This window comes from Leifsonia aquatica H1aii, assembly GCF_000633535.1.
Taxonomy (GTDB): Bacteria; Actinomycetota; Actinomycetes; order Actinomycetales; family Microbacteriaceae; genus Leifsonia; species Leifsonia aquatica_A.
On sequence record NZ_AYMR01000006.1, the window covers coordinates 80,953 to 106,552 of the forward strand.

The 25,600-nt window shown below is 71.2% G+C and carries 26 protein-coding genes; 13 read left to right on the forward strand and 13 right to left on the reverse strand.

Going from position 1 to position 25,600, the window contains the following annotated elements:
- Positions 1 to 73 precede the first annotated feature (73 nt).
- From U870_RS0104295 to U870_RS0104310, 4 genes are all read right to left on the reverse strand, one after another.
- Positions 74 to 2,650, reverse strand: a complete 2,577-nt coding sequence (locus U870_RS0104295) for a bifunctional lysylphosphatidylglycerol flippase/synthetase MprF (protein WP_025156180.1) — start codon at positions 2,648 to 2,650, stop codon at positions 74 to 76.
- A gap of 116 nt (positions 2,651 to 2,766) precedes the next feature.
- On the reverse strand, positions 2,767 to 4,155 hold the full coding sequence (locus tag U870_RS0104300; protein ID WP_025156181.1) for a glycine--tRNA ligase: 1,389 nt from the start codon (positions 4,153 to 4,155) through the stop codon (positions 2,767 to 2,769).
- A gap of 125 nt (positions 4,156 to 4,280) precedes the next feature.
- Entirely contained in the window at positions 4,281 to 4,907 is a 627-nt protein-coding gene (locus U870_RS0104305) for a GNAT family N-acetyltransferase (RefSeq protein WP_052357544.1), read from the reverse strand.
- Between the two features lie 20 nt (positions 4,908 to 4,927).
- A complete protein-coding gene (locus U870_RS0104310) occupies positions 4,928 to 6,223 on the reverse strand; it encodes a glutamyl-tRNA reductase (RefSeq protein WP_025156182.1) in 1,296 nt (431 codons plus the stop codon).
- Positions 6,224 to 6,336: 113 nt separating this feature from the next.
- Here U870_RS0104310 and hemE point away from each other — a divergent pair, with 113 nt between their 5' ends.
- From hemE to hemL, 11 genes are all read left to right on the forward strand, one after another.
- Positions 6,337 to 7,482, forward strand: a complete 1,146-nt coding sequence (gene hemE, locus U870_RS0104315; RefSeq protein ID WP_025156439.1) for a uroporphyrinogen decarboxylase — start codon at positions 6,337 to 6,339, stop codon at positions 7,480 to 7,482.
- Positions 7,479 to 9,065: a protoporphyrinogen oxidase gene (hemG, locus tag U870_RS0104320; protein WP_115644392.1), complete on the forward strand. Its 1,587-nt coding sequence runs from the start codon at positions 7,479 to 7,481 to the stop codon at positions 9,063 to 9,065. The genes hemE and hemG overlap by 4 nt, the downstream gene beginning before the upstream one ends.
- Before the next feature lie 19 nt (positions 9,066 to 9,084).
- Complete coding sequence (locus U870_RS0104325; RefSeq protein WP_025156184.1) at positions 9,085 to 9,390, forward strand: hypothetical protein; 306 nt, start codon at positions 9,085 to 9,087, stop codon at positions 9,388 to 9,390.
- A 28-nt stretch (positions 9,391 to 9,418) separates the two neighbouring features.
- Entirely contained in the window at positions 9,419 to 9,829 is a 411-nt protein-coding gene (locus U870_RS0104330) for a phage holin family protein (RefSeq protein WP_025156185.1), read from the forward strand.
- Positions 9,819 to 10,034, forward strand: coding sequence for a DUF3618 domain-containing protein (locus tag U870_RS0104335; protein ID WP_025156186.1), 216 nt, complete (start codon positions 9,819 to 9,821; stop codon positions 10,032 to 10,034). Before U870_RS0104330 ends, U870_RS0104335 begins: the two co-directional genes overlap by 11 nt.
- Before the next feature lie 84 nt (positions 10,035 to 10,118).
- The gene (gene hemQ / locus U870_RS0104340; RefSeq protein ID WP_025156187.1) at positions 10,119 to 10,850 is read left to right on the forward strand and encodes a hydrogen peroxide-dependent heme synthase; all 732 of its coding nucleotides are present in this window, start codon (positions 10,119 to 10,121) and stop codon (positions 10,848 to 10,850) included.
- A complete protein-coding gene (locus U870_RS0104345) occupies positions 10,847 to 12,025 on the forward strand; it encodes a ferrochelatase (RefSeq protein ID WP_025156188.1) in 1,179 nt (392 codons plus the stop codon). The genes hemQ and U870_RS0104345 overlap by 4 nt, the downstream gene beginning before the upstream one ends.
- On the forward strand, positions 12,022 to 13,023 hold the full coding sequence (gene hemC, locus U870_RS0104350; protein WP_029947166.1) for a hydroxymethylbilane synthase: 1,002 nt from the start codon (positions 12,022 to 12,024) through the stop codon (positions 13,021 to 13,023). Before U870_RS0104345 ends, hemC begins: the two co-directional genes overlap by 4 nt.
- Positions 13,020 to 13,805 carry a uroporphyrinogen-III synthase gene (locus U870_RS0104355; RefSeq protein ID WP_025156190.1) on the forward strand — a complete coding sequence of 262 codons (786 nt, stop codon included), beginning with the start codon at positions 13,020 to 13,022 and terminating at the stop codon, positions 13,803 to 13,805. Before hemC ends, U870_RS0104355 begins: the two co-directional genes overlap by 4 nt.
- A gap of 67 nt (positions 13,806 to 13,872) precedes the next feature.
- Positions 13,873 to 14,844: a porphobilinogen synthase gene (hemB, locus tag U870_RS0104360; RefSeq protein ID WP_025156191.1), complete on the forward strand. Its 972-nt coding sequence runs from the start codon at positions 13,873 to 13,875 to the stop codon at positions 14,842 to 14,844.
- Positions 14,841 to 16,184: a glutamate-1-semialdehyde 2,1-aminomutase gene (gene hemL, locus U870_RS0104365; protein ID WP_025156192.1), complete on the forward strand. Its 1,344-nt coding sequence runs from the start codon at positions 14,841 to 14,843 to the stop codon at positions 16,182 to 16,184. Before hemB ends, hemL begins: the two co-directional genes overlap by 4 nt.
- A gap of 30 nt (positions 16,185 to 16,214) precedes the next feature.
- On the opposite strand, the gene U870_RS0104370 is transcribed toward hemL, so the two are convergent.
- From U870_RS0104370 to U870_RS0104390, 5 genes are all read right to left on the reverse strand, one after another.
- Positions 16,215 to 16,445, reverse strand: a complete 231-nt coding sequence (locus U870_RS0104370) for a hypothetical protein (protein WP_025156193.1) — start codon at positions 16,443 to 16,445, stop codon at positions 16,215 to 16,217.
- A 29-nt stretch (positions 16,446 to 16,474) separates the two neighbouring features.
- Positions 16,475 to 17,731, reverse strand: coding sequence for a sugar ABC transporter permease (locus U870_RS0104375; protein WP_025156194.1), 1,257 nt, complete (start codon positions 17,729 to 17,731; stop codon positions 16,475 to 16,477).
- Positions 17,728 to 18,555 carry an ATP-binding cassette domain-containing protein gene (locus U870_RS0104380; protein ID WP_029947169.1) on the reverse strand — a complete coding sequence of 276 codons (828 nt, stop codon included), beginning with the start codon at positions 18,553 to 18,555 and terminating at the stop codon, positions 17,728 to 17,730. Before U870_RS0104380 ends, U870_RS0104375 begins: the two co-directional genes overlap by 4 nt.
- Before the next feature lie 115 nt (positions 18,556 to 18,670).
- Complete coding sequence (locus U870_RS0104385) at positions 18,671 to 19,783, reverse strand: ABC transporter substrate-binding protein (protein WP_025156196.1); 1,113 nt, start codon at positions 19,781 to 19,783, stop codon at positions 18,671 to 18,673.
- Between the two features lie 147 nt (positions 19,784 to 19,930).
- Positions 19,931 to 21,112 (reverse strand): ROK family transcriptional regulator, encoded by a 1,182-nt coding sequence (locus U870_RS0104390; RefSeq protein ID WP_025156197.1) that lies wholly within the window; start codon positions 21,110 to 21,112, stop codon positions 19,931 to 19,933.
- Between the two features lie 115 nt (positions 21,113 to 21,227).
- On the opposite strand from U870_RS0104390, the gene U870_RS0104395 reads away from it, so the two are divergent.
- Positions 21,228 to 21,614, forward strand: a complete 387-nt coding sequence (locus U870_RS0104395; RefSeq protein ID WP_025156198.1) for a hypothetical protein — start codon at positions 21,228 to 21,230, stop codon at positions 21,612 to 21,614.
- Positions 21,615 to 21,641: 27 nt separating this feature from the next.
- On the opposite strand, the gene U870_RS0104400 is transcribed toward U870_RS0104395, so the two are convergent.
- Complete coding sequence (locus U870_RS0104400; RefSeq protein WP_025156199.1) at positions 21,642 to 22,031, reverse strand: DUF1304 domain-containing protein; 390 nt, start codon at positions 22,029 to 22,031, stop codon at positions 21,642 to 21,644.
- 24 nt (positions 22,032 to 22,055) lie between these two features.
- On the opposite strand from U870_RS0104400, the gene U870_RS0104405 reads away from it, so the two are divergent.
- Entirely contained in the window at positions 22,056 to 23,276 is a 1,221-nt protein-coding gene (locus U870_RS0104405; RefSeq protein WP_025156200.1) for an FAD-dependent oxidoreductase, read from the forward strand.
- A gap of 51 nt (positions 23,277 to 23,327) precedes the next feature.
- Here U870_RS0104405 and U870_RS0104410 read toward each other — a convergent pair whose 3' ends face one another.
- The 3 genes from U870_RS0104410 to U870_RS0104420 are packed head-to-tail and all read right to left on the reverse strand — an operon-like array spanning position 23,328 to position 25,576.
- Positions 23,328 to 23,708 carry a DUF1304 domain-containing protein gene (locus U870_RS0104410; RefSeq protein WP_025156201.1) on the reverse strand — a complete coding sequence of 127 codons (381 nt, stop codon included), beginning with the start codon at positions 23,706 to 23,708 and terminating at the stop codon, positions 23,328 to 23,330.
- A gap of 36 nt (positions 23,709 to 23,744) precedes the next feature.
- Complete coding sequence (locus tag U870_RS0104415) at positions 23,745 to 24,767, reverse strand: MDR family oxidoreductase (RefSeq protein ID WP_025156202.1); 1,023 nt, start codon at positions 24,765 to 24,767, stop codon at positions 23,745 to 23,747.
- 32 nt (positions 24,768 to 24,799) lie between these two features.
- The gene (locus U870_RS0104420) at positions 24,800 to 25,576 is read right to left on the reverse strand and encodes an isocitrate lyase/PEP mutase family protein (protein ID WP_025156203.1); all 777 of its coding nucleotides are present in this window, start codon (positions 25,574 to 25,576) and stop codon (positions 24,800 to 24,802) included.
- Between the last annotated feature and the right edge of the window lie 24 nt (positions 25,577 to 25,600).

Consider the following 25,600-nt stretch of genomic DNA (forward strand, 5'->3'; position numbering starts at 1 on the left):
CGTCGTCGGTCCGGTCCCGGGGTCTGCGCAGGGCAGAAGGCGCTGCGGTGCCGTGCTCCGGTCCCGTACGGGCTCAGCGCAGCAGGGTGCGGGCCAGCGCGACGTACTCGCGTGCGTTGGCGTCGGGGAGGTAGGCCTTGCCGAGGGCGTTGCCGATGGCGGGCAGCGCCAGCGGGTCGGCGTATGCCATGGAGATCGTCGCGTAGGTCGGGTTGAACTTGCTCTTGAACGCGAAGAGCGAGGCGAAGCCGTAGGCAGGCTCCAGCGTGCGGGCGAGGAAGCCGAGGAGGCGGTCCATCGTGTCGGGTTCCGCCGGCTCCTCGCCCGGCGCGAGCGGCTTGCCGGCGAGGGGTGCGCCGGACAGGCTGAGCACCTCGACGCCCTCCTCGCGCATGCGCAGGGCGGCGGACGCGATGGTGAACTCCATGATGCCCGGGATGCTGCCGTCCGCCCGGCGCATGAAGTCGATCGTGTAGGCGATCACCCGGCCGTCCCGCCAGCTCGGCAGCCAGCTCGTCACCGCCTGCAGGCCGCCGGTGGGGTCGAAGGCCAGCAGGAGGCGCACGTCCGGGTCTTTCAGCTCGGCCATCCCGCCGAGCGTGAAGCCCATCTCCGGCAGCTCCTTCTCGGCCACCCACTGCTCGCTGATCGAGGCGATCTGGGTCTGGTGCAGCGGCGGCAGGTCGTCCCAGGTGGACCACACGGTCGTGATCCCCTCCTTGAGGCCGCGGTTGTGCGCCTGCCGCACCTTCTGCCACGGCTTGCCCGCCATGTCGAAGGTCTGCGGGTGCATGAGCGTCTCCTCGCCGACGGAGACGGACTGCCAGCCGAGGGAGTCGAACACCGGCAGGTACTCGTCGTGCACGCTGTAGAACACCGGCGTCCAGCCATTGGCATCGCAGAACCCGATGAACTCGATGATCGTGCGCTCCACCCGGTCGGGGTGGCAGACCGGGTCGGAGAGCGTGATCGCGATCCCGTTGATGACCCGGTACGCGACCGCAGCGTCGTTCTCCTCGCTGAACCAGTAGACGTTGCCGGGCCAGGTGCCCATGAAGCCGAGGGTGCCGCCGCCGCCCGCGCGGAGGAGCTCGCGGAAGTGCAGCTCGTCTCCCACGGTGCGACCGGTGGAGGTGGCGCGGTAGAGGCGCATCGTGGCGAGCACGAAGATCAGCCAGAAGACGGGCCCGACCCACTGGTACAGCGCGATCACGACCGGGGTGGTCGGCACGATGACCTGACCGAGCACCGACTCGAAACCCGACGGGACGAACCGTCGGACGGTGGAGGCGAAGACGTCGCCGATGGTCGCGTCGGGGACGAACTCGACCAGGGAGGCGAGGCCGGCGATGAGGTACGCAACGCCCAGCAGCAGGAACGACGAGACGGTCAGCAGGGTGAAGCGCACCACGGCGTCCCGCGGCGCGCGGATCTGGAACTGCCGCCGCGTCAGGATCAGCAGGACGATCGACGCGAGCGGCACGACGACGACGGCCAGCAGCCACGCCAGCGCCTCGAGGGCGGGAGCCAGGGCGTCGATGCCGTCGATGTCGATGCGGATGTCGCCGTCCGGAAGCGCCGTGAACGGCAGCACCATCATGCCGATGTTCACGACGATGCCCAGGACGAGGGCGAAGTGCCGGCCGCGCCGCAGCCCGATCGCGGTGACGATCAGCAGCACCAGGGGCAGGAGGGTCAGCAGCAGCGGACCGAGACCCTGGACAGAGACCACCGCGAGCTCCAACCGGCAATTGGAGGTGTACACCTGGTCGCACGCCTGCAGCACGGTGGAGGTGTCCAGCTGCTGGTGCTGGAAGAGCGTCGCGATGAAGGAGAACGGACCGAGCCCGCCCGGGGGCAGCAGCGCGACCAGCGGGCCGAGGGCGGTGATCGCGACGATCGCCGCGACGAGGTTGCGCGTCTCTCCGTGCGAACTGCGCCGGATGCGATGGAGGCGTCCGCCCCGCAGCAGGGCGCCGAGCGCCAGACCCAGCAGCGCGGCGAACAGACGGTACACGTTGTTCTGGTCGCCGTTGTAGAGCACGAAGGCCAGGAGCGTCGCGAAGGTGAGCAGCCGGATCCGCCGCCGCCACAGCGCCGAGGCGAAGGCGCTCGCCGTGATCAGCGCCCCGACGATGCCGATGGTCGGATCCAGGGTGAAGTCGTACTCGGTGGCCGAGGCCCAGAGCTCGCCGATGCTCGCGGCGGCCCACTGACCCACGACGCCGATCGTGATTCCGAGCACGCCCGTCGCCACGAAGGCGATCGAGGCACGCAGGGTGCCGAGGAGACGCTCCGCGACGGCCATCAGCGTCAGCGCGAGCACCACCGCCACGGCGAGCTGCGCGGCGTCCTCCGGCACGAACAGGGCGGTGAGCGGCGTCCACCAGAATCCGCCCTGGATCGTCGTGGTCACCCCGGCCGCCCAGACGAGCGCCGTGCCGCTGTCGGTGGCCGGACTCCACAGCGTCCCGGTCACGACCGAGGTGACGATGACGACGGCGGCGACCAGGATGCTCGCCGGGGCGACGCGGGCGAAGCGGCCGAGGGCGACCCAGAAGGCCGCGGGCGGCTTTCGGCCGCGACCCGGCTCCGCGTCCGCCGGCTCGGCGTCCGCGCGTCGATCGCTCGCGGGGGGTGCGCTGCTCATGCTCGGTTCCGGTCGTCGGCGGAGGGACCCGGACGGATCCCTGAAGACGAGTATGGCCCGAGGATGCGCGCCGACCTATCCGTCACCGGCGTCGTCGCGTGTCGCCGCGGGACCGCTCAGAACTCGCGGAGGCGCTCCGCGAGGTAGCGGTCGAGGCCTTCGAGCGGGATGCGCTCCTGCTTCATGGAGTCGCGGTCGCGCACGGTCACGGCGTCGTCCTCGAGGGAGTCGAAGTCCACGGTCACCGCGAGCGGCGTGCCGATCTCGTCCTGCCGGCGGTACCGGCGACCGATGGCGCCCGAGTCGTCGAAGTCGACGTTGCGGCGCTGGCGGAGCCGGTCGGCGAGCGAGCGGGCCAGCGGCGAGAGGGCCTCGTTGCGGGAGAGCGGGAGCACAGCGACCTTGACCGGCGCGAGGCGGGGATCGAGGTGGAGGACGGTCCGCTTGTCGGTGCCGCCCTTGGCGTTCGGCACCTCCTCCTCGTCGTACGCGTCGACCAGGAAGGCCATGAGGGCGCGGGTGAGGCCGAAGGACGGCTCGATCACGAACGGCACGTAGCGCTCGTTCTTGTTCTGGTCGAAGTAGCTCAGGTCCTTGCCCGAGTTCTCGATGTGGGTCTTGAGGTCGTAGTCGGTGCGGTTCGCGACGCCCATGAGCTCGCCCCACTCGCTGCCCGCAAACTGGAACTTGTACTCGATGTCGATGGTGCGCTTCGAGTAGTGCGCCAGCTTGTCCTTCGGGTGCTCGAGGCGGCGGATGTTCGCCGGGTCGATGCCGAGGTCGACGAACCAGTCCCAGCAGAGGTCGATCCAGGTCTGGAACCATTCCTCGTCGGTGCCGGGCTCGACGAAGAACTCGATCTCCATCTGCTCGAACTCGCGGGTCCGGAAGATGAAGTTGCCCGGCGTGATCTCGTTGCGGAACGCCTTGCCGATCTGGCCGATGCCGAACGGCGGCTTCTTGCGTGCGGTCTGCAGCACCGCGCCGAAGTCGGTGAAGATGCCCTGCGCCGTCTCCGGGCGCATGTAGTGCAGGCCCGACTCGTCGTCGACGACGCCGAGGTAGGTCTTCATCAGGCCCGAGAACTGTCGGATCGGCGTCCACTGGCCCACCTTGTCGGGGTGGTCGGGGTCGGCGATGTCGTCGAGACCGTTCGCCGGCGGGTGGCCGTGCTCGGCCTCGTACGCCTCGAACAGGTGGTCGGCGCGGTAGCGCTTGTGGGTGATCAGGGACTCCGTGAGGGGGTCGCTGAAGACCTTGACGTGACCGGAGGCCTCCCACACCGGGGTCGGCAGGATGATCGCCGAGTCCAGGCCCACCATGTCGCCGCGGCCGCGCACGAAGCGGTTCCACCACTCGCGCTTGATGTTCTCCTTCAGCTCCACGCCGAGGGGGCCGTAGTCCCAGGCCGAGCGCGTGCCTCCGTAGATCTCACCCGACGGGAAGACGAATCCGCGGTGCTGTGCCAGCGTGATGACGGAATCCAGTCTCGACGTAGCGGCCATGGTGCTCCCTGCTCGTGGTGTCGGTGCGGGTGGGTGGAGAAGTCCGCAACCATCCTAACGAGGATGCGCCTGTGCCCGCGCCGGACGCGGGAGGCGAGAGGAGGCCGGCGCCGTGCCGGTCGCGCTCAGCGGGCGCGCCACTCCTCTTCGAGGAGTGCGTAGACCGCGGTGTCCGACCATTCGCCCTTGAAGATCTCGGTCTGCCGCAGGAGCGCCTCCCGCTGCATCCCGATGCGCTCGCAGAGCCGGGCGGAGGCCTCGTTGCGGGCGTCGAGCTGGGCGAAGACGCGGTGGCCGCCGAGGGCGTCGAAACAGAGCGAGAGGATCGCGTCCGCCGCCTCGCTCGCGAACCCGTTGCCGTGGAAGGCGGGGTGGAACACCCAGCCGATCTCGAACTTGCCCCACGCCGCCGACTTCAGGAAGACGCTCATGTCGCCGATGACGCGCCCGTGCCCGCCGGCCGGGTCGGGCAGTTCGACGGCGTAGACGATGCCGTCGCCGTCCTTCTCCAGGCGGTTCATCGCGATCCGCTTGCGCAGGTGCTCGGCCGACTCCTCGTGGTCGTGCACCTCCCAGTAGAGGTAGCGCACGACGTCCTTGAGCTTCTGGTAGGCGTGCACATCGTCCAGGTCGCCGGTGTTCAGCGGGCGCAGCACGAGACGCTCGGTGCGCAGCTCCTGCGCGGCGTACGGGAGGCCGGTCGCGCCGTGCGGCTCGACGGTCTCGGTGGGGGCTGCGGCGTCGTTGCTCACGGATCCTCCGGTTCGGTGGGTCAGGCGGTCTGGTCGTCGACCGCGCTCAGGCGGGGTCGCGCGGTGGCGGGTTCGATCTCGAGCCCGAAGAGGGCGGCGGCCCCGGCCACGAAGGCCTCGGCCTCGCCGTTGCGGGCGAGCTCGCGGGCGCGCACCGACGGGGTGTGCAGGAGCACGCCGGCGAGGTGGCGCAGGGCGACCTCCGTCTGCTCGTCGGCTCCGCGGGAGCGGGCGCGCTCGATCTCGGCGTCGAGCACATCGAACACGTGCGTGCGGAGGGCGACGAGAGCCGGGGTGACGGCCTGTTCGGCGGTCTGGGCGGCGAACTCCGCGGCGGCCTCCCCGACGATGCTGCGGGCGTCGTCGGCGGCGGACAGCTCCTCCAGGGGAGCGTGGATACTGATGGTCTCGAGGTCGAGCAGCTCGACGCCGTCGAGTGCGGCGACCGCGGGGTCGACGTTGCGCGGGAGGCCCAGGTCGACGACGAGGCGACGGTCGGCGGCGCCGGGCCGTGCGGCCGCCTCGGCCAGGAGCTCGGGGGTGAGGACGTAGTCGGTGACCGTGGTGCAGGTGACGACGAGGTCGGCGCGAGCGAGGGCCTCCAGCAGGCCGCCCTCGACGACCGGGCGCACGTCGTGCGACAGCGCGAACTTCGCGGCGCGTCCCGAGGCCGAGTAGACGCGGACGTCCTCCGCGCCCTTGTCGCGCAGCGCGGCGAGGCTCGCGCCGGCGTACTTGCCGGTGCCGACGAGCAGCACGCGGGTCTGCGACCAGTCGCTGACCCGGCTCTCGGCCAGGTCGAGTGCGAGGCGGACCATCGAGCGGCCGGCGGTCATGATCCCGGTGCGGTTCTTGACGCCGCGGGAGGTGCGCGAGGCGACCTGGAACAGGCGCTCCAGGTCACTGGTCACGGTTCCGGAGGCGCGGGCCGACTCGAGCGAGCGGCGCACCTGGCCGGCGATCTCGCCCTCGCCGACGACGACGGACTCGAGCCCGCTGGAGACGGCGAAGAGGTGCTCGGCGACCGAGTGGTCGCAGTACACGGCGCTGGAGGCGCGCAGCTCGTCGGCGGGGATGCCGCTGGCGGCGCTGACCGCGTCGATCACGGTCTCGGACGACACGGCCCGCGCGGAGGGCAGCGGGTCGTCGATGTCGAGGTAGGCCTCGAAGCGGTTGCACGTGGCGACGACGACCGATCCGGCGACGAGTTCACTGTGCTCCGCGAGCGCCGCGGTGACGGCGGGCGCAGAGCGCTCGAGCCGTTCGAGGAGGTCGAAATCCGCCGTGCGGTGGCTCGACGAGAAGCAGAGAAGCACGGACCGAAGCCTACGCTCGCCGGGCGCGAACCTCGAATCCGGGTGCGCGCTCTTCCGGGTCGCCGCAGGGATTCCCGGGGGATTGGCAGATTCTGGCCTGGCAGAATCAGGGGGTGACCGCACTCGCCTCCGCCCACCCCCTCGCCTCCGGCCGCACGGCCTCCAGCCGGCTGGTCCGCGCCTATCAGGGCGACCGTCCCGAGACGACGCCCGTCTGGTTCATGCGACAGGCGGGCCGTTCCCTTCCGGAGTACCGCGAACTGCGCGTCGGCACCCGCATGCTCGACGCGTGCCTCGACCCGGCGATGGCGAGCGAGATCACCCTCCAGCCGGTGCGCCGTCACGGCGTGGACGCGGGCATCTTCTTCAGCGACATCGTGGTGCCGCTGAAGCTCGCCGGTGTGGAGGTGGAGATCCAGCCCGGCAAGGGCCCGGTCTTCGCGCAGCCGGTACGGACCGCGGCCGACGTGGACCGGCTGACCGCGGTCGACCCCGCCTCGCTCGGGGACGACGTGTTCGCCCCGATCGCCGAAGCGGTGCGGCTCACGATCGCGGAGCTCGGCGACACCCCCTTGATCGGTTTCGCCGGTGCGCCCTTCACCCTGGCGGCCTATCTGGTGGAGGGCGGCCCCTCCAAGGACCACATCCGCGCCCGTACGCTCATGCACGCCGACCCCGACGCGTGGGCACGCCTCATGGCCTGGGCCGCCGACATCTCCGGCGCCTTCCTGCGGGCGCAGGTGCTCGCGGGCACGAGCGCGGCGCAGCTGTTCGACTCCTGGGCCGGCTCTCTGTCCCTGCACGACTACGTGCAGCACGTCGCTCCCGCCTCCGCACGGGCCCTCTCGCACGTGCGGGACCTGACCTACGACGTGCCCGGCGCGCCTGCGGCCGGCGACGAGCCGCCCGCCGAGCCGGAGACCCGCAACGTTCCGATCGTCCACTTCGGCGTCGGCACGGGCGAGCTCCTCAAGGCCATGCACGATGTCGGCGCCGACACCGTGGGTGTCGACTACCGCATCCCGCTCGACGAGGCCAGCCGCCGCCTCGGCCACGTGGTGCCGGTGCAGGGGAACGTGGACCCGGCGATGCTCGACGCCCCGTGGGAGGTGCTGCAGACCCACGTGACGGACGTGCTCGAGCGCGGCCGGGACGCTCCCGCTCACGTCCTCAACCTTGGGCACGGCGTCCCGCCCGAGACCGACCCGACCGTCCTGACCCGGCTGGTCGAGTACGTGCACGGCTGGCGCCCCGAATGAGCGAGGACGCGCTCGGCGACGAGATCCGGCACGCGGTCGAGGCGCCCCCGACCCGCATCGTGGTGGTCGGCGGCGGCGTCGCCGGCCTGGTCGTCGCGCGCGAGTGCGCCCGTCCCGGATTCGAGGTGACGGTGCTGGAGGCCTCGGGTCGTGTGGGTGGGTCGGTCGCCCCGCTCGAGCTCGACGGGCTCACCCTCGACGCCGGCGCCGAGAGCTTCGCGACCCGCGGCGGACATGTCGCCGAACTGATCGATGCGCTCGGTCTCTCCGACGACGTCGTCCAGCCGAGTGCCGCCGGCGCGTGGGTGCGACACGGCAGCCGTTCCGTGCCGCTCCCCAAGGCGGGCCTCCTCGGCATCCCGAGCTCCCCGCTGGCGCGCGACGTCGTCGCTGCGATCGGCTGGGGCGGCGCACTCCGCGCCTATCTCGACCGTCTGAAGCCCGTGCTGAAGATCGGACAGGAGAAGCGGCTCGGCACACTCGTCCGCTCCCGGATGGGCTCGAAGGTGCTCGAGCTGCTGGTCGCCCCGGTCGTCACCGGCGTCTACTCCGCTGCGCCGGACGACCTCGACGTCGACGTGGTCGCACCCGGACTCAACGCCGCGCTCACCCGGCTCGGCTCGCTCTCCGGTGCTGTCGGCGAGTTGCGTTCCGCGGCCACGGCGGGCAGTGCGGTCGGCGGCATCCGCGGCGGCATGTGGCGGCTCCCGGCGGCGCTCGCCGCGGATGTCGCGTCGCGCGGCGGGACGATCCGCCTGCAGGCCCCGGTCACCGCGATCGAGTCGGGGGAGGCGCCGAGCGAGGAGGACCAGGCGGCGGAGGCCGTCGAAGCCGCTCTCGCGGGCGTCCTGGCCGACGAGCTCGGCCTCCCGGCGCCCTCCGTCACGGACCTCCCCGGCCTCCCGGCGCGCTGGAGTCTCCGCCTCGCCGACGGGGAGCGGATCGCCGCGGACGTCGTCGTCGTCGCCGCACCCGCCGATCCCGCGCTCGCCCTCCTCGCGACCGCCGACGACGCGCTCGCCGACCTCGCCGCGCTCGAATGGCCCGCCGCCTCCAGCGTCGAGCTGGTCACCCTCGTCCTGGCCGACGACCGCCTGGCCGCCGCGCCGCAAGGCACCGGCGTGCTGGTCGCCGACACCGCGGACGCCGACGTCACGGCGAAGGCGATGACCCACTCCAGTGCCAAGTGGGCGTGGGTCGCGGAGGCCTCAGGCCCCGGCCGGCACATCGTCCGACTGTCGTACGGGCGCGCAGGCCGACCGGCCGAATCCCGAGATCTGGACGACACCGCGCTGCGTGCCCTCGCCGTCGCGGACGCGGGCCGCCTGCTCAATATTCCTCTTCGGGAATCCGACCTCGTCGCATTCGCGCGCACCCCCTGGACGAACGCCCTGCCCTATGCAACAGTGGGGCAGCGGGACCGCATCCAGCGAGTCCGCGACGGAGTCGATGCCGTCGAGGGCCTCGAGGTCACCGGCTCCTGGCTGACCGGAACCGGGCTGGCCTCGGTCGTCCCGGATGCCCGCCGGGTCGCCGAGAAGGCACGGGGTCTACGCTGGAAGGCACTGACCGACAACCTGTAGACCGAGCAAAGGGGACCACATGCGCGGAAAGATTCTCTTCGTCACGGGGGCGGCCGTCGGCTACGTGCTCGGCACTCGTGCCGGCCGCAAGCGCTACGAGCAGATGAAGTCGGCGGCGACCAAGGTCTGGGAGTCGCCCGGTGTTCAGAAGCAGGTGCACGCTGTGGAGGACTTCATCGCCGAGAAGGTGGGCGAGATCCCCGAGACCGTCGTCGTGACCGTCAAGAAGTTCGTCGTCCGGGCGAACCAGCGGCGTCGCGAGGCGCGCGAGACCTACCCGTCGCCGGCCGCCGAGGCGGCTCTGCGGGCTGAACGGGACGCGTGAGCGCGTCCGTGCGAAGGGAGTGAGCGGAATGACCGATCAGGAACGTGCTCGGGCGAAATCGCTCGTCCAGCTGATCTCCGACCTGCCTCGACTGCTGATCGACCTGGTCAAGGCCGAGCTGGCGCACCTCAAGGCGGAGTTCGCCGCCAAGGCGAAGTATGCCGGGGTCGGCATAGGGCTGTTTGCCGTCGCGGCGGCCTTCCTCTTCTTCGCTCTCGGCGTGCTGGTGGCCGCCGCCATCCTCGGCCTCGCCGTCGTGCTCCCGGGGTGGGCGGCGGCCCTGATCGTGTTCGGTGCGCTGCTGATCCTCGCCGCGCTGCTGGTGCTGCTGGGCGTGGGATCGCTCAAGAAGATCCAGGGCGTCGCACCGCAGAAGACCATCGACAGCATCAAGGAAGACGCGGACGCTCTGAAGGGGCTGGGAAAGTATGACCACTGACCGCAGCGACGTCGATCGCGCTCGGGCCGAGCTGGCCGCGACCCTCGACGCCATCGAGTACAAGCTGAACGCTCCGAAGCGCGCCACCGAGCGTGTGAAGACGTTCGCGTCGGCGAGCCCGCTCGCCTTCGCCGGCGTGGTGGCCGGAGTGGCCGCCGCCGTCGGCGGCATCGTCTGGGGCATCGTCCGCCTCACCCGGCGCTGACGCCGGAGCTCGAACCGCGGGCATCGCGCCCGCGGTTCCGTCGTGCGTTTTGGCCTTCACAGGATTGAGAGGGAGACTGTGGGTATGAGTACCCCGGCTGCCGTTCCGGCAGAGTCGACCGCCCCCGAAGAATCCAGCGACACTCCGACCGGCTTCGCCCTCTGGGCGGTTCTCCGTCGGGACCCCGCACGCCCCGACGACCTCGACGGCACCGACGTGCCGAAGGCCGTCTCCGAGCTCGAAGGCGTGATCGATGACATCACGTTGCAGGGCGTCACCACCCGCGGCCTCTACGACGTCTCCGGCCTGCGCGCCGACGCCGACCTGATGATCTGGCTGCACGGACCCGACGCGGAGGGGCTGCAGTGGGCGCTCCGCCAGTTGCGCCGCACCCGGCTGCTGAAGGCGCTCCTCCCGACCTGGAACGCGATGGGGGTGCACCGCGACGCCGAGTTCAACAAGGCGCACGTGCCCGGCTTCCTCCGCGGCAAGGAGCCGAAGAGCTGGCTCTGCGTATACCCGTTCGTGCGCAGCTACGAGTGGTACCTGCTCCCCGACGAGGAGCGCGGCCGGATGCTCTCTGAGCACGGTCGCAAGGGCGCGGCGTTCCGCTCGGTGCTCGCGAACACCGTCGCATCGTTCGCCCTCGGCGACTACGAGTGGATCCTGCCGTTGGAGTCGGACGAGCTGGTCGACCTGGTCGATCTGATGCGCGACCTGCGCCAGACCGATGCCCGCATGCACGTGCGCGAAGAGGTCCCGTTCTTCACCGGTCGCCGGATCGAGCCGGCCGAGGTCGTGGAGGTGCTCCAGTGAGCGCAGAGCCCGGCGCGCGCGTCCTCGGCGCGACGCCCGCCGCCGCCGACGGCCCCGAGCATGTCACCGAGCCGGTCGCCTACGACGCGATCCTGCTCGCCGGCTTCGGCGGCCCGGAGGGGCAGGACGACGTCATCCCCTTCCTCCGCAACGTCACGCGCGGCCGCGGCATCCCCGAGGAGCGCTTGGAGGAGGTCGCGCACCACTACCGGCACTTCGGCGGCGTGAGCCCGATCAACGACCAGAACCGCGAGCTCAAGGCGGCGCTGGAGGCCGAGTTGGCCTCGCGCGGCATCGACCTGCCCGTGCTCTGGGGCAACCGCAACTGGGACCCGTACATCGAGGACGCGCTGAAGGAGGCGCAGGAGCAGGGCTTCACGAAGCTCATCGCCATCGCCACGAGCGCGTACTCCTCGTACTCCAGCTGCCGTCAGTACCGCGAGGACTTCGCGCGCGTCCTGGAGGAGACGGGCCTCGAGGGCACGATCCAGATCGACAAGGTGCGCCAGTTCTTCGACCACCCCGGCTTCGTCGAGCCCTTCATCGAGGGCGTGAGGAACGCGGTGACCGAGCTGCAGGAGAAGGTCCCGGGCATCGACCCGGCGACCGAGATCCGCATCCTGTACTCGACGCACTCCATCCCGTCGACCGATGCCGCCAAGTCGGGCCCGGCCGAGCGCGGATTCGGCGAGGGAGGCGCCTACGCCGCCCAGCATCTCGCCGTCGCGGAGGTCGTCTCGCAGGCCGCGACGGGCGGGGTCATCGGATGGGATCTGGTCTACCAGTCCCGTTCCGGCCCGCCGTCCATGCCGTGGCTCGAGCCCGACATCAACGACCGCATCGCCGAGCTCCCCGCGACCGGCGTGAAGGCCGTGATCATCGTCCCGCTCGGCTTCGTGAGCGACCACATGGAGGTCCTCTGGGATCTCGACAACGAGGCCATGGAGTCGAGCGAGGAGAACGGCCTGGTGGCCGTCCGCGTCCCCACTCCCGGCACGCATGCGAAGTACGTGAAGGGGCTCGTCGATCTGGTGCTGGAACGTCGCGACGGGGTCCCGGTCGACCAGCGTCCCGCGCTGACCTCGCTCGGCCCCTGGTACGACGTGTGCCGGCCGGGGTGCTGCGAGAACGTGCGTCTCGGCTTCAAGCCCGCCGCCGCGGGGCTCGCGCCGTGACCGGCGCCGTGCGCCGTGCCGATGGGCCGGCCGAGCGTCGCGAGGGAGTGCTGCGCGTGGGGACACGCGGCAGCGCGCTCGCCGTCGCGCAGACGACGGCGGTCGCCGAGGCGATCGCCCGCGCGACCGGTCTGGACGTGGAGCTGATCACGGTCACGACGCACGGCGACACCTCGCGCGAGTCGCTCTCGGAGCTGGGCGGCACGGGAGTCTTCGCCACGGCGCTGCGGGAGGCCCTGCTCGCCGACGAGTGCGACCTGCTGGTGCACTCGCTCAAGGACCTGCCCACCGCGGCCGCACCGGGGCTCGTGATCGGAGCGGTGCCGAAGCGCGCCGATGCCCGCGACACGCTCTGCGCCCGCGACGCCCTCACCTTCGAGGCCCTGCCGGAGGGTGCCCGTGTCGGTACCGGTTCGCCGCGGCGGATCGCGCAGCTGGCGTCGGCGCGCCCGGACCTCGAGGTCGTGGACATCCGCGGCAACGTGGACACCCGCCTGGGCCGTGTCGCCGAGGGCGACCTCGACGCCGTGGTGCTCGCGGCCGCCGGTCTCGGTCGGCTGGGGCGCCTGGACGCGGTCACCGACTACTTCTCGCTCTCCCAGATGCCGACCGCGCCCGGACAGGGCGCGCTGGCGCTGGAGGTGCGAGCCGGCGACGAGAAGGGCCGCGGGCCGATCGCCCGGGCACTCCACGCCGTCGACCACGTCACCAGCCATGCCGTCGTCACTGCGGAACGCGCAGTGCTCGCCGGACTGCAGGCAGGGTGCGCCGCGCCGATCGGTGCGACCGCCCTCGTCGACGACGGCCTGCTGTTCCTCACCGCCTCGGTCTACCGCCCGGACGGCTCGGAACGGATCACCGCATCCCACGCCGCGACCCCCGAGTCCCTGAGTGCCGGTCATCTCGACGAGGCCGCGCGGGACGTCGGGGAGCGGGTGGTCTCCGAACTGCTCGGCGCGGGGGCCGCCGGCCTGGCCCCCCTGGGGAGTGTCCGATGACCCAGCCACCCACCGCACCGAAACCGCTCGCCGGCTGGCGCGTCCTCGTGCCGCGCGGCGGTCCCTGGGGCGATTCGGTCGCGGCGGACCTGCGCGCCAAGGGCGCCTCGCCGGTCGTCGCCGCGATGATCAACTTCGCGCCGACCGCAGACGCGCCCGCGCTGGAGCGCGCGCTGGAGCGCCTCACGGCGGGCGAGTTCGACTGGATGACGGTCACGAGCGCGACCACCGTCGATGTGCTGAGCGCTCAGCGTGTGGTCGTGCCGTCCACGACGCGCGTCGCCGCGGTCGGCGAGACGACGGCCGCCGCACTCGTGGCCGCCGGGTACAAGGTCGACCTCGTGCCCGCCGAGGACAATTCCGCGCGCGGACTGCTCGAGGAGTGGGAGGCCGCCACCCAGGGCGTCGTACCGTTGAAGATCCTCACCCTCCGCTCCGAGATCGCGAAGCCTCTGCTGACCGAGGGGCTGCGCCGCATCGGCCACGACGTCGAATCGGTGGTCGCGTACCGGACCGTCGGGGTCTCCGTGCCCGAGGACGTCGTCCGCGATGTCCGCGACGGTCTCGTCCAGGCCATCCTCGTGACCAGCGGCTCGGTCGCGGAACAGGTCCAGCTGCAGCTCGGCCCGGTTCCGGAGTCGACCCTCGTCGCCGCGATCGGTCCGCAGACCGCGCGTGACGCCCGATCCTTCGGCTTGCGCGTGGACGTCATCGCCGCCGAGCGCACGGCCCTCTCCCTCATCGACGCGGTCGCCGACGTCGCACGGTCCCGCGCCTCCTGACCCCCTCCCGGCGTCGGCCAGGGCGGGCGCACAGCCGCACGGGCGTAGGGTGGTGAGAGTGAGTGAGCTGCATCCTGTCATCCGCCCTCGACGCCTCCGGCAGAGCGCGGCGCTCCGCCGCCTGACCGCGGAGACACGACTCCACCCGGCCGAGCTGATCCTGCCGATGTTCGTGCGCGAGGGCGTCGGCGAGCCCGTGCCCATCGGGTCGATGCCCGGCGTGCAGCAGCACTCGATCGATTCTCTGAAGCGCGCGGCCGTCGCGGCCGCGGAGGCGGGGGTCGGCGGCGTGATGCTCTTCGGCGTGCCCGAGACGCGGGACGCCGTCGGCAGCTCCGCGACCGACCCGGAGGGCATCCTCAACGTCGCCACCCGCGCCCTCGCGGCCGAGGTCGGCGACGCGCTCGTGGTGCAGACCGACCTCTGCCTGGACGAGTTCACCGACCACGGCCACTGCGGCGTGCTCGACGCCGCCGGCCACGTCGACAACGACGCAACGCTCGAGCGCTACCGCGACATGGCCCTCGCCCAGGCCGAGGCCGGTTCTCAGCTGCTCGGCCTCTCCGGCATGATGGACGGCCAGGTCGCCGCCGTGCGCGACGCGCTCGATGCCGCCGGCCGACACGACGTGGTGCTGCTCGCCTACGCCGCGAAGTACGCCTCCGCGTTTTACGGGCCGTTCCGCGAGGCCGTCGACTCGCAGCTCTCCGGCGACCGCCGCGCCTACCAGCAGGATCCGGCCAACCGTCGCGAGGGTCTGCGCGAGGCACGGCTCGACCTCGACGAGGGCGCCGACATCCTGATGGTCAAGCCGGCGCTGAGCTATCTCGATGTGCTCAGCGATGTGGCCTCGATCAGCGACGTCCCCGTCTGGGCTTACCAGGTGTCGGGGGAGTACGCGATGGTGGAGGCGGCGGCCGCACACGGGTGGATCGACCGCCGTCGGATCGTCGAGGAGACGCTGATCGGCGCGCGCCGGGCCGGAGCCGATGCCGTCATGACCTATTGGGCGACCGAGGCGGCGGGGTGGCTGCGATGAGCGATCTGGCAGGCCTGGCCGACGGTGCCGCGCTCGGCGACGTGAACCTCGCCCAGTTCGAGCGCGCCCAGCGCGTGATCCCGGGCGGGGTCAACTCCCCGGTGCGCGCCTTCCGCTCCGTGGGGGGCACGCCCCGGTTCATGGTGTCGGCGTGGGGACCGTACATCACCGACGCGCAGGGTCGCGGATACGTCGACCTGGTCGCCTCGTGGGGACCCGCCATCCTGGGTCACGCCCACCCGGCCGTCGTCGCGGCCGTGCAGGAGGCCGCCGCGAAGGGGCTCTCCTTCGGTGCGTCCACCCCGGCCGAGACCGAGCTCGCGGAGGCGGTGCTCGGACGCGTCCCGTTCCTCGAGAAGCTGCGCCTGGTCTCGACCGGCACCGAGGCGACCATGACGGCCATCCGGCTGGCCCGTGGGTTCACGGGTCGCCCGCTGCTGATCAAGTTCGCGGGGCACTATCACGGCCACTCCGACGGTCTGCTGGCCGAGGCCGGCTCCGGTCTCGCGACGCTCGCACTCCCCGGCTCGGCCGGCGTGACCGAGGCCACCGCGGCCCAGACCCTGGTGCTGCCGTACAACGACCTCGACGCGGTCCGGGCGGCCTTCGAGGCGAATGGTCCCGACATCGCCGCGGTCATCACCGAGGCGGCCGCGGCCAACATGGGCGTCGTCCCGCCGGATGCCGGGTTCAACGCGGCCCTCGCCGATCTCGCGCACGAGTTCGGCGCCCTGCTCATCCTCGACGAGGTGCTCACCGGTTTCCGGGTGAGCGAGGCCGGCTTCTGGGGCCTCGACCGCGGCTACACGCCCGATCTGGTCACCTTCGGCAAGGTCATCGGCGGGGGGATGCCTCTGGCGGCCCTCGGCGGCCGTGCCGAGCTGATGGACTTCCTCGCGCCGACCGGCCCGGTCTACCAGGCGGGCACCCTCTCCGGGAACCCCGTCGCCGTCGCGGCGGGGCTCGCGACGCTCGCGCACGCCGACGAGGCGGTCTACGACCGGCTCGACATCGTCGCGGAGTCCGTCTCCGGCGCGGTCTCCGACGCCCTCGCCGCGGAGGGCGTCGCCCACCGCGTGCAGCGGGCGGGCAACCTGTTCAGCTTCGTCTTCGGTGACTTCGCCACGGCCCCGCGCACCTACGCCGAGGTGCAGACGCAGGAGGCGTTCCGCTACCGCGCGTTCTTCCACGCCATGCTCGACGCGGGCGTCTCGCTGCCGCCGAGCGTCTTCGAGGCGTGGTTCGTGACCGCCGCCCATGACGACGCCGCTGTCGGGCGCATCCTGGACGCGCTGCCCGGTGCCGCGCGTGCTGCGGCCTCCGCGACCGCGAACGCCTGAGGGTCCGGGTCGGACGCTGAGGGTCCGGCCTCAGTCGTCCGAAGCCGAGCGGACGGGCGACAGCGTCTGGACGAAGCTGTAGGTGGCCGTCGCCGGCCAGCCCTCGGCGTCGAGCAGGGCGTAGATGTCGTAGATCCCACCGCCGGATGCGCTGCGCCGGAGGGTGCGTGGAGGCACGTCCGAGGGTGCGCGCTCGGTGACCGTGCGCGGCGGCTCGCCCTCACGCAGAAGGCGGGCGCGGAAGGTGGTGGTGCGGGTCACCCGACCACCTTCTCACACCCGCCCGCTGCCTAGGCTTGGCCGTGCGACGCTCTCGACCGGCGCGACAGCGAGTCGATGATGACCGCGAGCAGCAGCACGGCGCCGGTGATCATGAAGCGGTACGACGAGTCGAGGTTCATCAGCGTCAGGCCGTTCGAGATCGACTGGATCACCAGGATGCCGAGCAGGGCCGACCAGGCGGAGCCACGGCCGCCGAAGAGGCTCGTGCCGCCGATGACCGCGGCCGCGATCGCGTTCAGGTTGGTGTCGGTTCCGCCGGACGACGCGCTGACCGAGGCCAGCCGCGCCGCCGCGAGCAGACCGCCGACGGCCGCGAACGTCGAGCAGAGGATGAACACGCTGATGAAGACCCGGTTCACCTTGATGCCGGCGCGGCGGGCCGCTTCGACCGAGCCGCCGACCGCGAAGACCGAACGACCCCACTTGGTGCGGGTGAGGAAGTAGTTCATCACGATCACCAGCACGACGAAGAAGAGGAACATCGCTCCCGTGCCACGATCCGTCGAGAGGTACCAGACGGCGATGCAGAGTCCGACGAGCAGCAGCGCCGCCTTCAGGGCGACCGCCGCCGTCGAGCCTTCCGAGAGGCCGGCGTTCCGGCGGCGGACGTTGCGGCGCCAATCGGAGAGGAACATCCCGCCGGCCGCGACCACCGCAAGGGCGTACGCCGCCCATGGCGGGAGGAAGGTCTGCTGCGCGAACGAGACGATCCACGAGTCGTAGGGGATGTTGATCGAGCTGTTCGGTCCGAGGATCCACAACTGCACGCCGAGGAAGCCGAGCAGACCGGCCAGCGTGATGACGAAGCTGGGCACCCCGAAGCGCGTGAAGAGCAGACCGTAGAGGTAGCCGATCACCGCTCCGGCGAGGATCGCTACGATCACGGTCGCCCAGAGCGGCCAGTGCAGCTGGGTGAAGCCGACCCCGAGGATGGCGGCGGAGACGCCGCTCACCGACCCGACCGAGAGGTCGATCTGGCCGAGCAGCAGCACCAGCACGATGCCGATCGAGATGGTGCCGATCGCCGCGCACTGCAGTGTCAGGTTCACCAGGTTGTTGGCGCTCAGGAAGTTGGGGTTCAGCACCTGGAAGACGACCCAGATGACGACGAGGCCGATGACGACCGGGAGCGAGCCGAGGTCGCCGCCGCGCACCCGGCGGCCGAAGCCGCGCAGCGCACCGCCGAGACCCGCCTCGCGGATGAGGCGCTCGTCCTGCAGGTCGGCCGCGACCTCGGCGGGGGTCTCCGCTGTTGCCTTGCTCATGCGTCGGCCTTCCCTTCGCTGATGCCCGCCTCGCCGGCGCGGCCGGCCCGACGGCTCACGACGTTGTCCGTCGCACCGGTGATGGCGGAGATGATCTCCTCGTAGCTGACGTCCGGCACGCGGAAGTCACCGTTGTTGCGGCCGAGGCGCAGCACCGCGACCCGGTCGGCGACCGCCTGGACGTCGGCCATGTTGTGGCTGATGAGCAGCACTCCGAGCCCGCGCTCACGCAGCCGCTCGATCAGGTTGAGCACCTCGGCCGTCTGCGCCACCCCGAGGGCGGCGGTGGGCTCGTCGAGGATGACGACGCGGGGGTCGCCGATCAGCGACCGGGCGATCGCGACCGTCTGCCGCTGACCTCCGGAGAGCGAGGCGACAGCGATCCGGACGGAGGGGATGCGCGCCGAGAGCTGCCGCAGCAGGCTCCACGACCGCTTCTCCATCTCCTCCTCGTCGAGGGTGCCGTGGGTGATCTCACGGCCAAGGAAGAGGTTCGAGACGACGTCGAGGTTGTCGCAGAGGGCGAGGTCCTGGAAGACCGTCGCGATGCCCAGCTCGCGCGAGGCGGCGGGCGACGGGATGCTGACGTCCTGGCCGTCGAACGTGATCGTCCCGGAGTCCTGCGGGTGCACGCCCGCGAGGATCTTGACGAGTGTGGATTTGCCGGCGCCGTTGTCGCCTACGAGGGCGACCACCTCACCGGGATAGACATCGAGGCTGATGTCGGTGAGCGCCTGCACGGCGCCGAAGCCTTTCGAGACGCCGCTCAGCGAGAGCACGGGCCGACGCTCGGTCCGCTCCTCCTCGGCGATCGCGGATTCCATGGTCACGGCGTTCTCTCCTTCGAGGTGAGCTGGGTGGTTCGGGTCCATCGTAGGGCGGGTGCACACGGCCCTCCAGGTGCGATGATCCGCATCTGGAGGGCCGTGCTGCCAGGTGTTACTTGATTCCGTACTTGTCGCACGCCGCCTTGTAGTCCGCGGTGCAGATCTTCGCAGCGGAGTCCGCTCCGTAGAACTCGTCCTTGACGACCGTGCTCTCGATGTTGTCGGTCGTGACCGCGACCGGCTTCAGGAGGAACGACGCGATCTTCGCGCCGCCGGCAGTGTCGACGCTCGTGTCACCGGCCGGCTTCTGGGCCTTGGTGAGCGCGATGACGAGCTCGGCCGCCTTCTCCGCCTCCGGCTGGATGGCCTTGTAGACCGTCATGTACTGATCGCCGGCGAGGATGCGCTGGATGCCCGCGAGCTCGGCGTCCTGCCCGGTGACCGGCGGGATCGGCGAGACGTTGGCCGCCTTGAGTGCGGCGATCGCGCCGCCGCCCGTGCCGTCATTGGCCGCGTAGATGGCCTTGATTTGGCTGCCGAACTGCGTGATCTGACCGGACACCCAGTTCTGGGCCTGTGCCGGGTCCCATCCTGGTGTGTCGTACTCGGCGAGCACTTTGTAGCCGCTCGTGTCGATCACGCTGTGCGCGCCCTTCTTGAACAGGGTCGCGTTGTTGTCGGTGGGCGAGCCGTTGACCATCAGGATGCCGCTGCCGGCGGGGACGCCGTCCTTCTTGAGCTTGTCGACCAGGGCCGTGGCCTGCAGCTTGCCGACCTCTTCGTTGTCGAACGAGATGTAGTAGTCGACGTCCTTGCTGTTGATCAGGCGGTCGTAGGAGATGACCGGGACGTTCTTGGCCTTCGCCTCGCCGACGATGGAGGCCGCGGCCTCGCCGTCGAACGGGTCGAGGACGAGCACCTTGACGCCCTGGGTCAGCATGGACTCCGCCTGCTGCTGCTGCTTGCTGGCGTCGCCGTCGGCGTTCGCGTAGAGCACCTTGCAGCCGGAGCAGAGGTCCTTGATCTTGGCTTCGAAGAAGGGCTTGTCCGCCGCCTCGTAGCGGGCGGTGACGGAGTCGGGGAGGAGAAGGCCGATCTGGGCCTTGGAGGCGTCCGCCGTGGAGGTGCTTCCACTGCCGGAGCCGTTCGAACAGGCTGTGAGACTGAGTGCTGCGAGGAGGACCGCGGATGCTGCGATCATTCCCCTCTTGGTGGCGATCTTCATTGAAAAACCTCCGGTTCGAGCCCGCCATCCTTGGCGGCTGGGTTGAGTGTGTCAGGTGCGCGTCTTGGCGTCAATACTTGAAGTCAACGCATTCGATAACGGTTGGTCACGTTTGGGGGGTGACGGGGGACAGCGCGCGGAGCGGGCTCAGTTGGCTGTGCTCTGCGGGGTCAGCGAGACCCGGTCGACCGCGTAGGCGACCGCCCCGAGGGTGGCCGCGCGCGTCCCGAGCTGGCCTTGCACGATGTCGGGCATCAGGTCCTCGCCGACGATGATGGAGCGCTCGACCGCGTGCCGCATCGGGCCGAGCAGCAGCTCGCCCGCGCGGGCCAGCTCACCGCCCACCACGACGCGCTCCGGGTCGAGCAGGTTGCAGAGATTCGCCGTGGCGACGCCGATGTGCTTGCCGGCGTCCGCGATCGCGCGGATGCAGCGCGCATCCCCGGCCATGGCCTGCAGCACCACGTCGCCGAGCTTGAGGCTGCCGAGATGGTCGCGCAGCTCGTCCAGGATGGCCGGGCCGCCGGCGATGGCCTCCAGGCAGCCGCGGTTGCCGCAGCGGCAGAGGGGGCCGTTCTCCCGGATGGTCGTGTGGCCGAACTCGCCGGCGACGCCGTTGTTGCCGCGGAAGAGCCCGCCGTTCAGCAGCAGGCCGGCACCGATCCCGTCCCCGATGTCCAGCGTGATCGAGTTGCGCTTGCCGCGTCCGGCGCCGAAGCGCGACTCGGCCAGGGCGGTCAGATTGGCGGCGTTGTCGACGAACACGGGGCGTTTCACCCGGCGCTCCATGGCCTCGGCGACCACCACGCCGTCCCAGCCGCGCATGATGCCGCTGCGGGCGATCGTCCCGCTCGCGCGGTCGAGGGGCGCGGGGAGGGCGATGCCGATCGCGAGCACCTCGTCGCGCGACGCCTCCACCGAGTCGAGCATGTCGCTCAGCAGCATCGAGACCTTGTCGAGCTCGTTGTCCGCGCGGTGGTCGCGTGCCAGCGGCATGTGGTTCTCGGCGACGACGGTGTGCGCGACATCGGCCAGCGCCACACGCAGATGACGGGTGGAGAAGTGCACGCCGACCACGAGGCCGAGCGCGTGCGCCAGCGTGACGTGCTGGGCCCGGCGGCCGCTGCGGATGCTCTGCGTGGTGTGCAGCACACCGGAGGTCGACAGCTCCTTCACGATGTTGGACACCGTCGCGGGGGAGAGGCCGGTGGCACCGGCGAGCTCGACCTGGGTCAGGCCGCCGTGCTTCTTGATGGCATCGACGATTCGAGCTCGGTTGGCTTCACGAAGTGAAGTCTGCGAGCCCGGAGTCCGTCTCTGGGTTGCCACGACGAGAAGGATACATGCCGCATCGGTGCTCGGACCTCCGAGGCACAACCCAAGGGTTATGGCTTTGTGAGGTTCGGCACTGCCGCACGCTCCGAGGGCTTGGCAGGATAGAGACATGGCCGATCTGTACGTGCACCCCGACCGCCTGGAGATCCATCTCACGCGGGCCGAGAAGGTGCTCGCGCTCAAACGCGACGGCCTGGTCATCCCGCGCGACAGCATCCGCTCGGTCGCCATCACCGAGGACCCGTGGATCTGGATCCGCGGCATCCGCGCGCCTGGTGCGGCGGTGCCGCTCACGCTGTCTGTCGGCACGTGGAAGTTCCACGGTGGGCAGGACTTCCTCGTCATCAAGGGCAAGCAGCGGGCCGCCGTCGTGATCGACCTCGATGGCGAGGAGTACTCCCGGGTGATCGTCTCCACGCCGCACGCCGCCAAGCTCGTCGAAGCGCTGAGAGTGGATGTCGCGGAACTCCCCGCCGAGGGCGAGATCATCGAGTAGTCGCGGCCGGAGAGGCGGGCGCGCTGCTCAGCCGGCCTGCGCGACGACGAACAGCACCAGACCGATCAGCGGCGGGATGCCCTGGACCAGGGCCGCGGACGGCTTCCGGCCTCCGACGGTGAGTTGCACGACCGCCGCGAGGACCATGCAGGTGCAGGTGAAGAACATCAGGCCGAAGCCGACGTGCCGCAGAGTGGTCCAGTAGAGCACCATGCCCACCACCGCCCCCGCCGCGAAGAAGAGGTTGTAGAAGCCCTGCGTGTAGGCGATCGGCCGGCTCGTGTCGGCATCGCGCTGCGACGCGACGCCGTAGCGCCGCCAGACCGAGGGCGATGACCACGCCATCGTCTGCGACGCGAAGATCCCCAGATGCACGACGGCGGCGAGTGCGACGAAGACGGACGCGACGATGGCCATGCCGGGAGGATACGCTGCGGAGGCATGGAAGCGCTTCAGGCGGACTGCGTGATCTCGGGAGGCGGACCGGCCGGCGTCATGCTCGGCGTCCTCCTCGCCCGCAACGGACTGGAGGTCGTGGTGCTGGAGAAGCACGCGGACTTCTTCAGGGACTTCCGCGGCGACACCATCCACCCCTCCACGATCGGCGTGCTCGGCGAACTCGGTCTGCGCGAGCGGTTCCTCGGTCTGCCGCACACGAGCGTGCGCACGCTGGACGCCGTCGTGAGCGGCACCCGCCTGCACCCGGTCGACTTCTCCCGGCTCGGTCCGCCCGACGACTTCCTCGTGCTCGCGCCGCAGTGGGACTTCCTGTCCTTCCTCGCCGGCGAAGGCGCACGGTATCCGGGATTCCGGCTGCTGATGGAGACGACCGCGACCGGGCTGACCTGGTGGGACGGCGCCGTGACCGGCGTGCGTGCCGCCGGGCCCGACGGAGAGCTCGAGATCGCGGCGGCGCTCACCGTCGCGGCGGATGGGCGCGACTCGATGCTGCGCGGCGCGGCCGGACTGCGCCCGCGCCGCTTCGGCGTGCCGATCGACGTGCTGTGGTTCCGGCTCCCGAAGCCGGCGGAGGCCCCACCCAGCACGCTCGCCTACCTGCGTCACGGATCGATGGTGATCACGATCGACCGCGGCGACTACTACCAGACGGGGCTCGTCATCGCGAAGGGCGGGATCGACCAGCTGAAGGCGGGCGGCCTGTCCGCCTTCCGCGACGCAGTCGCGGCCGCGGCGCCCTTCCTTCGCGAACCGTTGGCGACGATCGACGACTGGGAGCAGATCAAACTGCTCAGCGTGCAGATCGACCGGCTCGACCGCTGGTACCGTCGCGGGTTCCTCGCGATCGGCGACGCCGCCCATGCGATGTCGCCGGCGTTCGGCGTCGGCGTGAACTACGCCGTGCAGGATGCGGTGGCCGCGGCGAACGCCCTCGTGGCCCCGCTGCGCGCCGGGCCGGTCGACCTCGGCGTGCTCGACGGCATCCAGCGGCGGCGGCTCCCACCCGTGGCCGCCATGCAGCGCATCCAGCTCGCCGCCCACCGGGGCATCGCACGCCCGGGCGGACCGGAGGGCCTCCCCGACCCTCTGCCGCCGGCGATCCGCACCGCGCTCGCCGCTGCGATGCCGCTGGTGCAGCGGGCGACGGCGCGGTTCATCGGTCGCGGGCTCCGGCCGGAGTCGGTCGCGCCCGAACTGCGCTGACGTCCCGGCCGCGCACGGACGACTCGATGCGGCGGCGTCAGCAGCGCGACATCAGGACAGCAGCATCAGGATGAAGCCGATGAGCGGCAGCGCGCCCTGGGTGATCGCGGCCCGCCAGTAGCCCTTGCCGGTGGTGAGCAGCACCACCGACGCGGCGAACATGCAGGCCATGGTGAAGAGGATGAGGGCCAGGCCGGCGGGGTGCAGACCGACGCCGTAGAGGATGAGCCCGACGACCGCACCGATCGCCAGGAAGAGGTTGTAGAAGCCCTGGTTGTAGGCCATCGGCTTGGTGGTGTCGGCCGCCGCCTGGTCGGCCACGCCGAACCGCTTCCAGACGGACGGGCGCCCCCAGGCCACGCTCTCCATGAAGAAGATCGCGACGTGCAGGGCGGCGGCGAGGGTGACCACGACGGTGGCGAGGACGATCATGCCGCCAGCATACGGGCGGGCCCAGCGGTTGCGCGCTCAGGCGCGCACGTCGACCACCGTGCGTCCGCGCAGCCGTCCGGCCAGGATCTCCTCCGCGGCGGGCACGGCCGCGGCGAGCGGGATGACGCTCGTCATGGCGGCGAGCGCCTCCTCGTCGAGATCCGTGGCGAGTCGTCGCCAGGCAGCCTCGCGCAGGGCGGCCGGAGCCTCCACCGAGTTGATGCCGACCAGGGTCACGCCGCGCAGGATGAACGGGAGCACGGTCCCCGGCAGGTCGGGCCCCTGGGCGAGACCGCACGCGGTCACGGTGCCGCCGTACCGGGTCTGCGCCAGGGCGTTAACGAGGGTGTGGCTGCCCACGGCGTCCACCACCCCGGCCCAGCGCTGGCTCTGCAGGGGCCGTCCCGGATCGCCGAGCTCGGCCCGATCGATGATCGCCGTCGCCCCGAGGTCGGTCAGGTAGCCGGCGAGCTCGTCCACACGTCCGGTCGAGGCCGTCACCGGATAGCCGAGACCCGACAGCACCGCGACGGCGACGGAGCCGACCCCGCCCGCCGCTCCGGTCACGAGCACACTGCTCCCGCTCTCGCGCACCTCCACCGGGTCGACGCCGTGACGCTCGAGGGCCAGTACCGAGAGCATCGCGGTGAAGCCGGCGGTGCCGATCGCCGCCGCCTGCGCCGACGAGATCGCGGCGGGGACGCGCACCAGGGCGTCGCCGCGCACCCGGGCCCGTTCGGCCAGGCCACCGTGGTGGGACTCGCCGATCCCGTCGCCGTTGAGCACGACGCGGTCGCCGGCCCGCCAGCGCGGATCGGCGCTCGACTCGACGGTGCCGACCAGGTCGATGCCCGGGATGAGGGGCGAGGTCCGCGCCACCCCAGGCCGTCCGCCGATGGCCAGCCCGTCCTTGTAGTTGAGCCCCGAGTATTCGACCGCGACGGTCACGTCGCCCGGCAGGAGGAAGGCGTCGGTGACCCGCCGCACCTCCGCCGTGTGGGCGGTGATCCTGCCGCCCTCGATCTCCTGCTCGATCACGATCGCCCGGAAGTCGCTCATGTCTGCAGCCTACGCGGGGCCCCGGGCGGTCGTCAGTTCAGCGTGCGGGTGCCGTCCGGCAGCGCCCCTCCGGCGTAGAGCGCCTGCGCCGCGTCCTGCAACGCGGTCAGGGCGACGCGCTGCGTCCACGGGCCGTACGAGACCCGGGCGACGCCGAGCTCCTGCAGCCGGGCGGGAGAGAGGGAACCGGGGACCGCGATGACGCTGAGCGTGCGCTCGCCCAGGCCGCCGACCAGCGCGGCCACCGTCGCCTCGTCGAGCAGCCCGGGCACGAAGACGCTCGTCGCTCCGGCGTCGAGGAAGGCCCCTCCGCGGCGGACGGCCTCCTCGGTCTTCTGCGCGACCGACGGCAGAGTGTCGCGGAGGAAGACGTCGGTGCGCGCATTGAGGGCGAACGGCACCCCCTCCGCCTCGGCCGCCCGCACCGCGTCCCGTACAAGGGCCACCGCGTCCTCGAACGGACGCATCCGGTCCTCCAGGTTGGCGCCGACGACTCCCACGCCGATCGCTCGGCGGATCGTCTCGCCGGCGTCACCGTACCCGCCCTCGAGGTCGGCGCTCACCGGCAGGTCCGTCGCCGCGACGATCCGGCCCACCATGTCGAGCATGAGGTCGAGCGGGATCTTCTCGCCGTCGTCGTATCCGAGCGTGGCGGCGATGGAGTGGCTGGCGGTCGCGAGGGCGCGGGTCTCGGGCAGAGCGGCGATCGCGGTCGCGCTGATCGCGTCCCAGACATTGACGACCTGCAGCAGTTCGGGGGCGTGGTGGAGGCGGCGCAGCTCGGAGCCGCGTTCGGTGATGGTGGCCATGCCGCCACCCTACGACCACGTGCG

Excerpts from the sequence above, each read along its gene's own strand:
- U870_RS0104295 (WP_025156180.1), bottom strand. The coding sequence starts at position 2,650 with ATGAGCAGCGCACCCCCCGCGAGCGATCGACGCGCGGACGCCGAGCCG.
- U870_RS0104300 (WP_025156181.1), bottom strand. The coding sequence starts at position 4,155 with ATGGCCGCTACGTCGAGACTGGATTCCGTCATCACGCTGGCACAGCAC.
- hemG (WP_115644392.1), top strand. The coding sequence starts at position 7,479 with ATGAGCGAGGACGCGCTCGGCGACGAGATCCGGCACGCGGTCGAGGCG.
- U870_RS0104325 (WP_025156184.1), top strand. The coding sequence starts at position 9,085 with ATGCGCGGAAAGATTCTCTTCGTCACGGGGGCGGCCGTCGGCTACGTG.
- U870_RS0104330 (WP_025156185.1), top strand. The coding sequence starts at position 9,419 with ATGACCGATCAGGAACGTGCTCGGGCGAAATCGCTCGTCCAGCTGATC.
- U870_RS0104335 (WP_025156186.1), top strand. The coding sequence starts at position 9,819 with ATGACCACTGACCGCAGCGACGTCGATCGCGCTCGGGCCGAGCTGGCC.
- hemQ (WP_025156187.1), top strand. The coding sequence starts at position 10,119 with ATGAGTACCCCGGCTGCCGTTCCGGCAGAGTCGACCGCCCCCGAAGAA.
- U870_RS0104355 (WP_025156190.1), top strand. The coding sequence starts at position 13,020 with ATGACCCAGCCACCCACCGCACCGAAACCGCTCGCCGGCTGGCGCGTC.
- hemL (WP_025156192.1), top strand. The coding sequence starts at position 14,841 with ATGAGCGATCTGGCAGGCCTGGCCGACGGTGCCGCGCTCGGCGACGTG.
- U870_RS0104375 (WP_025156194.1), bottom strand. The coding sequence starts at position 17,731 with ATGAGCAAGGCAACAGCGGAGACCCCCGCCGAGGTCGCGGCCGACCTG.
- U870_RS0104380 (WP_029947169.1), bottom strand. The coding sequence starts at position 18,555 with ATGGAATCCGCGATCGCCGAGGAGGAGCGGACCGAGCGTCGGCCCGTG.
- U870_RS0104385 (WP_025156196.1), bottom strand. The coding sequence starts at position 19,783 with ATGAAGATCGCCACCAAGAGGGGAATGATCGCAGCATCCGCGGTCCTC.
- U870_RS0104395 (WP_025156198.1), top strand. The coding sequence starts at position 21,228 with ATGGCCGATCTGTACGTGCACCCCGACCGCCTGGAGATCCATCTCACG.
- U870_RS0104400 (WP_025156199.1), bottom strand. The coding sequence starts at position 22,031 with ATGGCCATCGTCGCGTCCGTCTTCGTCGCACTCGCCGCCGTCGTGCAT.
- U870_RS0104405 (WP_025156200.1), top strand. The coding sequence starts at position 22,056 with ATGGAAGCGCTTCAGGCGGACTGCGTGATCTCGGGAGGCGGACCGGCC.
- U870_RS0104410 (WP_025156201.1), bottom strand. The coding sequence starts at position 23,708 with ATGATCGTCCTCGCCACCGTCGTGGTCACCCTCGCCGCCGCCCTGCAC.
- U870_RS0104415 (WP_025156202.1), bottom strand. The coding sequence starts at position 24,767 with ATGAGCGACTTCCGGGCGATCGTGATCGAGCAGGAGATCGAGGGCGGC.
- U870_RS0104420 (WP_025156203.1), bottom strand. The coding sequence starts at position 25,576 with ATGGCCACCATCACCGAACGCGGCTCCGAGCTGCGCCGCCTCCACCAC.